General features: G+C 33.2%; 9 protein-coding genes. 8 read left to right on the forward strand and 1 reads right to left on the reverse strand.

Annotation, left to right across the window (positions count from 1 at the left end; genetic code table 11):
- Positions 1-252: 252 nt before the first annotated feature.
- On the reverse strand, positions 253-1,641 hold the full coding sequence (gene glmM, locus QMG60_RS19465; protein WP_281866123.1) for a phosphoglucosamine mutase: 1,389 nt from the start codon (positions 1,639-1,641) through the stop codon (positions 253-255).
- Positions 1,642-1,844: 203 nt separating this feature from the next.
- Here glmM and QMG60_RS19470 point away from each other — a divergent pair, with 203 nt between their 5' ends.
- The 8 genes from QMG60_RS19470 to QMG60_RS19505 all read left to right on the forward strand — a co-directional run bounded on the left by QMG60_RS19470 (position 1,845) and on the right by QMG60_RS19505 (position 12,176).
- Complete coding sequence (locus QMG60_RS19470) at positions 1,845-2,429, forward strand: acyl carrier protein phosphodiesterase (RefSeq protein ID WP_281866124.1); 585 nt, start codon at positions 1,845-1,847, stop codon at positions 2,427-2,429.
- A 33-nt stretch (positions 2,430-2,462) separates the two neighbouring features.
- Entirely contained in the window at positions 2,463-4,148 is a 1,686-nt protein-coding gene (gene ggt / locus QMG60_RS19475) for a gamma-glutamyltransferase (RefSeq protein WP_281866125.1), read from the forward strand.
- A gap of 73 nt (positions 4,149-4,221) precedes the next feature.
- Positions 4,222-6,006 (forward strand): chloride channel protein, encoded by a 1,785-nt coding sequence (locus QMG60_RS19480; protein ID WP_057116421.1) that lies wholly within the window; start codon positions 4,222-4,224, stop codon positions 6,004-6,006.
- A gap of 63 nt (positions 6,007-6,069) precedes the next feature.
- Positions 6,070-7,023 carry a Fic family protein gene (locus tag QMG60_RS19485; protein WP_281866126.1) on the forward strand — a complete coding sequence of 318 codons (954 nt, stop codon included), beginning with the start codon at positions 6,070-6,072 and terminating at the stop codon, positions 7,021-7,023.
- Between the two features lie 101 nt (positions 7,024-7,124).
- On the forward strand, positions 7,125-9,956 hold the full coding sequence (gene uvrA / locus QMG60_RS19490; RefSeq protein ID WP_281866127.1) for an excinuclease ABC subunit UvrA: 2,832 nt from the start codon (positions 7,125-7,127) through the stop codon (positions 9,954-9,956).
- A gap of 12 nt (positions 9,957-9,968) precedes the next feature.
- Positions 9,969-11,063, forward strand: coding sequence for a hypothetical protein (locus tag QMG60_RS19495; protein WP_281866128.1), 1,095 nt, complete (start codon positions 9,969-9,971; stop codon positions 11,061-11,063).
- A 198-nt stretch (positions 11,064-11,261) separates the two neighbouring features.
- Complete coding sequence (locus tag QMG60_RS19500; RefSeq protein ID WP_281866129.1) at positions 11,262-11,387, forward strand: hypothetical protein; 126 nt, start codon at positions 11,262-11,264, stop codon at positions 11,385-11,387.
- Between the two features lie 60 nt (positions 11,388-11,447).
- Entirely contained in the window at positions 11,448-12,176 is a 729-nt protein-coding gene (locus tag QMG60_RS19505; protein ID WP_057116425.1) for a TIGR00730 family Rossman fold protein, read from the forward strand.
- Positions 12,177-12,445: the final 269 nt, after the last annotated feature.

The following is a 12,445-nucleotide window of genomic DNA, read 5'->3' on the forward strand; positions in this document are numbered from 1 at the left end:
TTCCTACAGAACGTCTACATGCATGTGCTATTTTTTTTTCTACCGACGAAACATTCCTACGGAATGATAACTGTAAATATAAAAACTAAAAAGTTGAGTGAACATTGTAAAAATATTTGTTCCGTAGGAACATTTCGTCGGTAGAAAAATTATAATAGCAACAGATTTCACGTTCCGTAGGAACGTTTGATTTAAAAAAAAGGGCTGTCTTTACTTAAGACAACCCTTTGAATATATAAAAAAACTAAAATCTTAGATTCCAGCTATTATTTTAATCTCATCAATAATACGAAGAGCAAGTTTATCTGCAGCATCTTGAGAAGGTGCTTCTGTATAAATACGGATAATTGGTTCTGTATTTGATTTTCTTAAATGAACCCATTCTGTTGCAAAATCAATTTTCACACCATCAATTGTCGAAATATCTTCGTTTTTATATTTCTCTGTCATTTGAGTTAAAATGGCATCAACATCAATCTGCGGTGTTAATTCAATTTTATTTTTGCTCATATAATATTCTGGATAAGAAGCTCTCAATGCAGAAACCGACATTTTTTTATTAGCCAAATGCGTTAAGAACAAAGCAACTCCAACCAAACTATCACGTCCGTAATGCAATTCAGGATAGATAATTCCGCCGTTACCTTCACCGCCAATTACAGCATTGTTTTTCTTCATCAATTCAACAACATTCACCTCTCCTACTGCACTTGCTTCGTAACTTCCGTTATGATTTGCAGTTACATCACGCAATGCGCGAGAAGACGACATGTTTGAAACTGTGTTTCCTGGAGTTTTACTCAAAACATAATCTGCACAGGCAACCAACGTATATTCTTCACCAAACATTTCGCCATCTTCGCTGATAAAAGCCAAACGGTCAACATCTGGATCGACAACAATTCCTAAATGTGCATTTTCTTTTACAACCAATTCAGAAATATCAGTTAAATGCTCTTTTAAAGGCTCTGGATTGTGAGGGAAATGTCCATTTGGTTCACAGTATAATTCTACCACTTCAACTCCCATTTGCTTAAGAAGTTTTGGAATAATAATGCCTCCAGAAGAATTTACACCATCTACAACCACTTTAAATTTAGCTTCTTTTACCGCTTCGATATCTACCAATGGTAAGTTTAAAACTTCATCAATATGAATATCCATGTAAGCATCGTTTGGTATAATTTCACCTAAACTATCAACATCCGAAAAATCAAAAGCTTCAGCTTCAGCAATTTCAAGGATTTTTGCACCATCTGCACCGCTTAAAAATTCTCCTTTTGCATTTAATAATTTTAAAGCATTCCATTGTTTTGGATTATGCGACGCCGTTAAAATAATTCCGCCATCGGCTTTTTCCAAAGGTACGGCAACTTCAACCGTTGGAGTTGTCGAAAGTCCAAGATCGATTACATTGATCCCTAAACCAATTAAAGTATTTACTACTAAGTTGTGAATCATTGGCCCAGAAATTCTGGCATCGCGACCAATTACAACTGTCAATTTATCTTTAGAAATATTATTTTTTAAGAAAGTTCCGTATGCCGACGCAAATTTTACCGCATCAACAGGAGTTAAATTATCTCCTACTTTTCCTCCGATCGTCCCACGGATTCCAGAAATAGATTTTATTAGAGTCATTTTTGTGAGTTAGGGTTATTTTATTACAAATATAGAAAAGTTACTGAGTTACTCCCGCAGTAAATTTCTAAGAATTTGAAATTGCAGTATGGTTTTGCTTTGAAAGAACACAATTTTATAACAAAATGATTTAAAAAAGTTTTTATACATTTACTAAAATAACTTAGAAACTTAGCCTCTAAGAATCTTAGCAACTCAAAAAAATGAATTTCTTAGCCCACATATATCTTTCTGGAGAAAATGATTTGATCAAAATTGGAAATTTTATGGCCGATGGAATTCGCGGGAAACAATTTGAGCATTTTCCCGAAGATGTCCAAAAAGGAATTTTACTGCATCGATTCATTGATACTTATACCGATTCTCACCATATTTTCAGAAAAAGTACCAAACGCTTACACGATAGATACCACCATTATTCGGGAGTTATTGTAGATATCGTTTACGATCATTTTCTGGCCAAAAACTGGAGTAATTATTCGGAAGAAAAATTAGAAAGTTTTATTAATCGATTCTATAACTCTTTACATGACAATTATAGTATTTTGACCGAAAAAACACAAGGTCTAATGCCTTATATGATCGAAAGAAACTGGCTTTTAAGTTACAGGACTACAGAGGGGATTCACCAGATTCTAACGCAGATGGATCGAAGATCTAAAAACATTTCTAAAATGCAGTATGCGATAGAAGAACTTAATGAATTTTACGACGAATTTGAAGAAGAATTTACTTCATTTTTTGAAGAAATAAAAATACAAGCAAAAGCAAAATTGCTTTCTCTTTAACTGCTTTTTCTCATTTACAAAATTATTACACACATGAAAAAAATTACGCTTTTAATAGCTCTTATTTATATTAGCAGCAATGCACAGCAGGTAAATACAGCACCAACAGGATTAGTTGTCACAAAAGCAATGGTCGTTTCTGCACGTGAAGAAGCGTCTAAAATTGGTTCCGATATTATGAAAAAAGGCGGTAATGCTTTTGATGCCATGGTAGGAACCGAATTAGCCCTGGCAGTTGCATTTCCCTTTGCTGGAAATATTGGCGGCGGCGGATTTATGGTGTATCGAAAAGCAAATGGAGAAGTTGGTTCTTTAGATTACCGCGAAAAAGCACCGTTGGCAGCAACAAAAGATATGTTTCTGGACAGCCAAGGAAATGTTATAAAAGGAAAAAGCACTGAAACAGCTCTTGCTATTGGTGTTCCTGGAACTATTGCCGGAGTTTTTGCTGTACATAAAAAGTACGGAACAATGCCAATTTCTAAAATTCTAGAACCTGTAATTGCTCTTGCAGAAAGAGGAGTTGTTGTGACCAAAAAACAAGAAAAAAGTTTAAAAGATTATCACGAAAGTATTGTAAAAATAAACGGCGAAACTTCTCTTTTGTCTGGAAATTTTAAAGAGAATGATACTATTAAATATCCAGCTTTAGCTAAGACTTTAAAAAGAATTCAGAAAAAAGGAAGAAATGAATTCTACAAAGGCGAAACGGCTAAAATTCTTGTAGATTATCTTCAAAAAAAAGGCGGTATTATTACCCTGCAGGATTTAGCGAAATATGAAGCCAAATGGAGAAAACCACTTCAATTTACTTATAAAGATTTAAAAATTACTTCGATGTCACCTCCTAGCAGCGGAGGAATCTGTCTGGCACAAATTTTAAAAATGCTGGAGCCATACGATTTAGCAAAAATGGGACATAATACAGCTGAATCTATTCAGGTTATTGTAGAAGCTGAAAGAAGAGCATATGCCGACCGCAGTTTCTTTTTAGGAGATCCAGATTTTGTAAAAATTCCGATTAAAGAATTATTAGATAAAAATTATTTACAGAATAGAATGGCTAGTTTCAATCCAGAAAAAGCCACTTTATCTTCTGAAATAAAAGAAGGAAAAGTAAATTATGCCGAAAGTACAGAAACCACCCATTACTCTATTGTAGACCAATTCGGAAATGCAATTGCTGCTACTACAACATTAAATGATGGTTATGGATCAAAATATTATTGTGATGAATTGGGTTTCTTCTTAAATAATGAAATGGACGATTTCAGCGCTAAACCGGGTTCTCCTAATATGTTTGGCTTAGTTGGAAATGAAGCCAACAGCATTGCACCGCAAAAACGCATGTTAAGTTCAATGACACCGACAATTGTAGAGAAAGACGGAAAATTATTTATGGTTGTAGGAACTCCTGGAGGTTCAACCATTATTACTTCTGTTTTACAAACTATTTTAAATGTTTACGAATATAATTTGAGTATGCAGGAAGCTGTAAATGCACCACGTTTCCATCATCAGTGGCTTCCCGATTTAATTACTTTTGAACCTAGTACCTTCGAAACAAAAACAATTGACAAGCTTAAAGCTAAAAATTATCTAATCAACGAAAAACCAACTCCTATCATCGGAAAAGTGGATGCAATTTTAGTTCTTCCAAATAAAAGTCTTGAAGGCGGAGCTGATTTTCGTGGAGATGATACTGCCGTTGGTTTTTAATACTTCTGCCTTTTTATTTTTTTAATCTAAGATTATAGCCTAATTTTGTAAGAACGATAATTTTTAAAACCTAATGCTAAAAAAATATTTCAGAAGACTCGAAAGCATAATTGCTTTGGCGCAATCGTTAATGACTCCAAAGCAGTTTATTTTTTTATCAAGTGTTTTAATTGGGATTTCATGCTCTTTAGCAGTAATCGTTTTAAAAACTTTTGCTCACAGCGTATTTTCTTTTGCCACTTACATCAACGGAATTTTAAAACTAAGTTTCATTAATAGTATTCTGCCAATTGTTGGTATTTTACTGACGGTTTTTGTGGTTAAAAAAGTACTTAACGGATCTATACAAAAAGGGACTTCACAGATACTTTATGCTGTTGCAAAAAAAGCCAGCATTATTCCGAGAAAACAGATGTATGCTCAGATTGTTACCAGTTCCTTAACCGTTGGTTTGGGAGGTTCTGCAGGTTTAGAAAGTCCGATTGTGATTACTGGAGCTGCATTTGGTTCAAATTTCGCTCAAAATTACAAACTGCCGTACAAAGACAGAACTTTATTAATTGGCTGTGGCGTTGCGGCTGGAATTTCAGCTGCTTTTAATGCTCCAATTGCTGGAGTTCTTTTTGCTATTGAAGTTTTACTGGTAGATGTTAGTATTTCTGCATTTACACCCATTATGATTTCTGCTGCAACAGGTGCATTAGTTTCCGCAATTGTTTTAGATGAAACGATTCTTTTGAGTTTTAAAAAGCAAGAAACGTTCGATTTTCATAATATTCCTTTTTACGTTGTTTTAGGTGTTCTTACGGGATTAGTTGCTATTTATTATTCTCGAAATTTTCAGAGAGTTGAGCATTATTTTTCCAAGCAGCAGATTAATCCATACAAAAAAGCGTTAATTGGTTCATCGCTTTTAGCGTTACTAATTTTTATTTTTCCAACGTTGTTTGGTGAAGGATATGAAAGCATCAAAACTTTGTCTGAAACAGATCCTGGAAAACTATTAGACAATACTTTGTTTGCAGATTTTAGAAATAACCAATGGGTTTTGCTGCTATTTGTGGGAGCAACAATGATGGTTAAAGTTTTTGCTTCAGGATTAACTATTGGAAGTGGTGGAAATGGAGGAAACTTTGCTCCTTCTCTATTTTTAGGTTCGTATTTGGGTTATTTCTTTTCTAAATTTATAACACTTATCGGTTTATCAAAACTTCCTATCACCAATTTTACGATGGTCGGAATGGCTGGAATTTTGAGTGGTTTATTTCATGCTCCTTTGACCGCTATTTTCTTGATTGCAGAAATAACAGGAGGTTACGGATTAATGATTCCGCTTATGATAGTTTCTTCTATTAGTTTTGCGATTTCTAAACGTTATGAAAAATATTCGCTTGACGTAAAAGGATTAGCGAAAAAAGGTCACGCCTTTACCAGTAATAAAGACTCTAATATTCTTTCAACTTTAGATATCGACACCATCATTCAATGTGATTATTTAACCGTTCATCCCGATGAAAATTTAAGTAAATTGGTCGATCTTATTTCGCATTCTAATCAAGTCGTTTTCGCAGTTGTTAACAATGATAAAGATTTAGTCGGCGTTGTACATTTTAATGATATTAGAGAAATTATTTTCAATGCTTACCGCGTAAAATATACCCAGATTAAAGATGTAATGAAAACGCCAGCTGCAACCATTTCTTCGTTTGACAGTATGGAAATCGTGATGAGTAAATTTGAAAAATCGAAATCGGCATTTCTTCCTGTTTTAAGAAACGGCAAATATCACGGCTTCATTTCCAAATCAATAGCACTTGAAGCTTATAGAACAAAACTTCGTTCTATGACGATTGAATAAGCTTAATATCGGATAAGTTAAAAATTTTATTTATCCGATATTAAGAAGTAAATTTGTCGTCGAATGTGGAATATAGATCTAACATACAGAACAGAATTTCAGTCAACCTTTGATCGATTGTACCAAAAAAGGCAGGAACTGCAAACCAGCAGACCATTGCCAAATATTGCTTTGCATAAAATTAGAGAAAGTTTATCTATAGAATGGACGTACAATTCTAATAGTATTGAAGGAAATACAATGAGTTTGCGCGAAACCCAGATGGTGATTCAAGAAGGAATTACAATTAAAGGAAAATCACTTCGCGAACATTTTGAAACTCATAATCATGATAAAGCTATCGATTATCTTTATTCTATTGTTGATGACAATTACAAACTTAGAAGCATTGATATACTTTCTATTCATGGTTTAGTTTTACGTTCTATCGAAGATGATTTTGCAGGGCGAATTCGTAATGGAGGCGTTCGAATTTCGGGAGCTAATTTTATGCCTCCAAATGCCAATAAAGTTTCCGATTATTTGGACGAATTAATTGATTTTATCAATACAAATCCTCTTGGTTTAAATGATATTGAACTCGCAACAATCTATCATCATAAACTAGTCTGGATTCATCCTTTTTTTGACGGGAACGGACGCACAGTTCGCTTAACCATGAATTTATTATTGATGCGCTCTGGTTTTCCTCCTGCAATCATTTTAAAAAATGATCGCAAGAAATACTATGAAGCACTTAATCAAGCTAATAACGGTAATTATCAAAAACTAACACTTTTAATGTGTCAAGCACTTGAGCGAACACTCAATATTTATTTAAGTGCTATGCCAGGAAGTAGTTACGACTACCAATCCATACAAAATATCGTTAGCGAACCCGACACACCATATGGTCAGGAATATGTAAGTTTGTTGGCCAGAACAGGAAAAATAGACGCTTATAAAGAAGGTCGAAATTGGTATACAACCAAGGAAGCTATCGAAGAATATATGGCAACAAGAAAAAGAAAACGCTAGTTGCTACTAGCTTAATTTTGTTACAATTTTTAACATAAACTTCTATAGTCTAGTGCAAAAAGAACAAATCAAAGTGGTAACTTTGCGTTTTGCTCAAATTTATGTTAGAAAAAGACAATACTATTGAAGTTCTTGGTGCAAGAGTTCATAATCTAAAAAATATCGATATCTCTATTCCGAGAGAAAAACTAGTTGTAATTACTGGTTTATCTGGTTCTGGAAAATCGTCTTTGGCGTTTGACACTATCTATGCTGAAGGTCAGCGTCGTTATGTTGAAACTTTTTCGGCATATGCCAGACAATTCCTCGGCGGGTTGGAACGTCCTGATGTAGATAAAATCGACGGACTTTCGCCTGTAATTGCTATTGAACAAAAAACTACCAGCAAAAGCCCACGCTCGACTGTTGGAACTATCACTGAAATTTACGATTTTCTGCGACTTCTATACGCACGTGGTGCAGACGCTTACAGTTACAACACTGGCGAAAAAATGGTTTCGTATTCTGATGAACAAATTAAAGATTTGATTATTCAGGATTACAAAGGAAAAAGAATTAATATTCTCGCTCCCGTAATTAAAGCCAGAAAAGGACATTATGCCGAATTATTCCAGCAGATTACCAAACAAGGATTTTTAAAAGTCCGCGTAAACGGCGAAGTTCAGGATTTAGTTTCTGGAATGAAACTGGATCGTTACAAAACCCATGACATTGAAATTGTTGTAGATAGAATGCAGATTGAAGACACACCTGACAATCAGAAAAGGTTGGCTGAAAGTATTAATACAGCAATGCATCATGGTGAAAATGTTTTAATGATTTTAGATCAGGACAGTAATGAAGTGCGCTATTTCAGTAGAAATTTAATGTGTCCGACAACAGGAATATCTTATCAAAATCCAGAGCCGAATTTATTTTCATTTAACTCTCCAAAAGGCGCGTGTCCGCATTGTAATGGATTAGGCACTGTTCATGAAATCAATGTAAAAAAGATTATTCCAAATCCGAAATTATCGATAAAAAGCGGTGGTTTTGCGCCTCTTGGCGAATATAAATCTTCTTGGATTTTCAAGCAGTTAGAAACAATCGGAGAAAAATTCGGATTTAAAATCACCGATCCAATCGAGAAAATTCCAGAAGAAGCCATGACCATGATTTTGTATGGCGGAAAAGATAAATTTGCCGTAAACTCAAAAGATCTTGGCGTAACGAGAGAATATAAAATTGATTTTGAAGGAATTTCTAATTTCATCAAAAATCAATACGATGAAAGTGCCACAACAAGCATAAAACGCTGGGCAAAAGATTTTATGGACGAAATTAACTGTCCCGTTTGTGATGGTTCTCGTTTGAAAAAAGAAGCACAGTTTTTTAGAGTGAATGAAAAAAATATCACCGAATTGTGTGATACGGATATATCTGATTTGACTGCCTGGTTTCAGGATTTGAATAATCATTTATCAGACAAACAGCTTTTGATTGCTTCTGAAGTGGTAAAAGAGATAAAAGATCGTTTGAACTTTTTGATGAATGTTGGTTTGAATTATCTGGCTTTAAGCCGAAGCTCAAAATCGCTTTCTGGTGGTGAAGCACAGCGTATTCGTTTGGCAACACAAATTGGTTCGCAATTGGTTGGAGTTCTCTATATTCTGGATGAACCAAGTATTGGTTTACATCAAAGAGACAACGAAAAACTGATTAAATCTTTGGAGCAGTTACGTGATATCGGAAACTCGGTTATTGTGGTTGAACATGATAAAGACATGATCGAAACAGCTGATTACGTTATTGATATTGGTCCAAAAGCAGGAAAATACGGCGGAGAAATCATCAGTATTGGAACTCCCGCAGAAACTTTAAAATCAAATACCATTACTGCTCAATATTTGAATGGTAAAATGAAATTAGAGATTCCGAAAAAGCGTAGAAAAGGAAATGGGAAATTCTTAAAACTAACCGGCGCAACAGGAAATAACCTGAAAAATGTTTCTATTGAAATACCTTTGGGACAATTAACCTGCGTAACTGGAGTTTCTGGAAGTGGTAAATCGACTTTAATTAACGAAACACTCTACCCGATTCTAAATGCGTATTATTTTAATGGCGTAAAAAAACCACAGCCTTATAAAAAGATTGAAGGTTTAGAACATATTGACAAAGTAATTGATATAGATCAAAGTCCGATTGGAAGAACACCGCGTTCAAATCCAGCGACTTATACCGAAGTTTTTACAGAAATTAGAAATCTGTTTACAATGACTTCTGAAAGCATGATTCGTGGTTACAAAGCGGGGCGTTTCAGCTTTAACGTAAAAGGCGGACGTTGCGAAACCTGCGAAGGTTCTGGTGTAAGAACAATCGAAATGAACTTTCTTCCAGATGTTTACGTAGAATGCGAAACTTGTCAGGGAAAACGTTTTAACAGAGAAACTTTAGAAATTAGATATAAAGGAAAATCAATTTCTGATGTATTGGATATGACAGTTGATGAAGCGGTTCCGTTTTTCGAAAACATTCCGAAAATTTACCGTAAAATCAAAACCATCCAAGATGTTGGTTTAGGCTATATTACACTTGGTCAACAAAGTACCACTCTTTCCGGAGGAGAAGCGCAGCGAATTAAACTGGCTGGAGAACTATCTAAAAAAGATACTGGAAATACATTTTATATCCTAGACGAACCTACAACCGGATTACACTTTGAAGACATTCGCGTTTTAATGGAAGTAATTAACAAACTAGTTGATAAAGGAAATACAATTCTGGTTATCGAACACAATATGGACGTTATAAAACTTGCGGATTATATTATCGATATTGGCCCAGAAGGAGGAAAAGGCGGCGGACAATTGGTTGCTAAAGGAACTCCTGAAGAAGTAGCAAAGAATAAAAAAAGTTATACGGCTAAGTTTTTGAAAAAAGAATTGGAGTAATATTTTAAGTATATGAAGAAAATCTTTTACATTTTGTTATTTGTAAATCATGCTATATTTAGTCAGCAAATAGAAACTTTTAATTATCCGAAAAATACTTATCGAAGCATTAAAAATAAATTTAGCATTAACCCAACACCGAATTATCAGGCTTATTATGATTATTATTTTGAAATTAATTTAGAAGACTTTTTTTTCAATAAAAACAAACCTATTAAAGATGTTAGTTATTATTACAATAATAATAAAGCTAAAATGTATTTCATAGAGTTTACACGTGATGGTAAAATACAAAAGATTGAGAATTTTTATTACCATAAAAAAATAACTTTCAATTACTCCAACAAAATTATTACAAGACAATCCTACGCTATTGGAACCAATATTGCGGATAAATTATCTTCTACAGATAGTATTTTCTACGATTACAACAATAATATCATAAAAAAATCACTTACCAATTATGATCAAAAACAAAATATTATCGAAAGACATATTGAAGATTATCAATACATAGACAAAAATAAATTAGTAAAAAAATATCAATATGAGATCAGAGAAAATGTACCATTCATTTTTGGGTCTTTATCTCTTTTTGAATATGCGGATAATACCATTACTGAAAAAACATATAATTTTGGAGATAAGAATCATAGCATTCAAGAATTAAAAAAAGATTCAACAATATTCAATTCAAATCCTCAAAAAAAGATTTACTATTTAAATAAAAAGGGTGAAGTTTCAAAAATTGATCATTTTTTTTCAAATAAAATAGAAAATTCAATCACTATAAAATATGACGAATTCAACAGAATTAATTCAGTTAATTCGACTAAATTTAAAGTCACTGGTACTTATGGCTTTGAATTTGATGCAAAAAACAACATTGTTGAATTATCTAATGAAGGGGTAATTTTTAATTATAAATATGACGAAAATAATAATAATATTTCTGAGATAATAAAATCTGATAGTAACTACGATAAAGATTCTAATGGTTTGGAATACGATTATCAATATGACATGAATGATAATTGGATTACAATCACAATTATTAGAAATGGATCTATCCATTCTAAAAGAACTAGAAAGATAAATTACTATTAAAAAAAAATATTTTACTTACTTCACAAGCCACTGGTATTCAACACGCATACACAAAAAAAGTCCAATTCTGTTACTTTTACAATTTAATTAATCCCTCATTTTATAACAATTCTAGAAAAAAGCGTTAATTTAGTATCCGCTTTTTCTGAAAACTTCAAAGTTTTAAAGAGAGATCTTTAAATAAAACCAATTGTTTATTTGAAACCAACTGCCCTAACCCTGATGGGAGTGGCATCTCCCGATTTAGAAAAACAAGGCTTTTTAGCCGTAGTTTTTGTTTATCGGGAATATAGCGGACAGCAGGAATCAGCTCCTTATTCATAGTCTGAGTTCATGATGACAATGAGGAAAAACATAATAAAATAATAAATTAAAATACCTAAAATGAGATTAGAAGATTTTGATAATGATGAAGATAAAGTAATTCAGGATCGTTTGAAACAAAAAACGTGGAATGAAATTAGAACCAATGACAGCTGGGCAATTTTTAAAATTATGTCTGAGTTTGTAAATGGTTACGAAGCAATGGGGCGTATTGGTCCTTGTGTTTCGATTTTTGGATCTGCGAGAACCAAACCAGATGACAAATATTATTTACTGGCTGAAAAAATTGCCTACAAAATTAGTAAAGCAGGTTACGGTGTGATTACAGGAGGTGGTCCCGGAATTATGGAAGCTGGAAATAAAGGCGCACATTTGGGCGGTGGAACTTCGGTTGGGTTGAATATCGAACTTCCTTTTGAGCAACATTTTAATCCGTATATCGATCATGATAAAAACTTGAATTTCGATTATTTCTTTGTGAGAAAAGTAATGTTCGTTAAATATTCGCAAGGTTTTGTGGTTATGCCAGGTGGTTTTGGAACTTTGGACGAAATGTTTGAAGCGATCACTTTGATTCAGACTAAGAAAATTGGAAAATTCCCAATTATTTTGGTTGGAGTTGAATTTTGGTCTGGCTTAATCGAATGGGTAAAAACGGTATTGGTGGAAAAAATGCATACAGTAAGCCCAGAAGATTTAAACTTATTTAAGATTGTAGATACTGAAGATGAAGTTGTTGACGTATTAGATAAATTCTACAAGAAATACGATTTAAGTCCGAATTTCTAAATTTAAGCTATACAGATAAGTGATATAAGCGTTTAAGCGCAACGTTTAAAACAATACTTTTATATGAACTTATATAACTTATATGGTTAAATTTTACTTCAAATACGTAAAAATTGAAAGCTGTTTTTTTAAACAGCTTTTTTTATGCTATTTTTACAAAAATCCGAAGTAACTTTATATACGTAACTTAAGTATATAACTCATAAATTTTGCGCCATTCTTGAAATTCTTTTTTAAAATTATCTGCTCTATTTTAGTTTTATTCAGTT

Source organism: Flavobacterium sp. GSB-24 (assembly GCF_027924665.1).
In the GTDB taxonomy this organism is placed as follows: Bacteria; Bacteroidota; Bacteroidia; order Flavobacteriales; family Flavobacteriaceae; genus Flavobacterium.

Coding starts and splice junctions, on each gene's coding strand:
- QMG60_RS19505 (WP_057116425.1), top strand. CDS start 11,448: ATGAGATTAGAAGATTTTGATAATGATGAAGATAAAGTAATTCAGGAT.
- QMG60_RS19470 (WP_281866124.1), top strand. CDS start 1,845: ATGAATTTCTTAGCCCACATATATCTTTCTGGAGAAAATGATTTGATC.
- QMG60_RS19480 (WP_057116421.1), top strand. CDS start 4,222: ATGCTAAAAAAATATTTCAGAAGACTCGAAAGCATAATTGCTTTGGCG.
- ggt (WP_281866125.1), top strand. CDS start 2,463: ATGAAAAAAATTACGCTTTTAATAGCTCTTATTTATATTAGCAGCAAT.
- QMG60_RS19485 (WP_281866126.1), top strand. CDS start 6,070: ATGTGGAATATAGATCTAACATACAGAACAGAATTTCAGTCAACCTTT.
- QMG60_RS19495 (WP_281866128.1), top strand. CDS start 9,969: ATGAAGAAAATCTTTTACATTTTGTTATTTGTAAATCATGCTATATTT.
- uvrA (WP_281866127.1), top strand. CDS start 7,125: ATGTTAGAAAAAGACAATACTATTGAAGTTCTTGGTGCAAGAGTTCAT.
- glmM (WP_281866123.1), bottom strand. CDS start 1,641: ATGACTCTAATAAAATCTATTTCTGGAATCCGTGGGACGATCGGAGGA.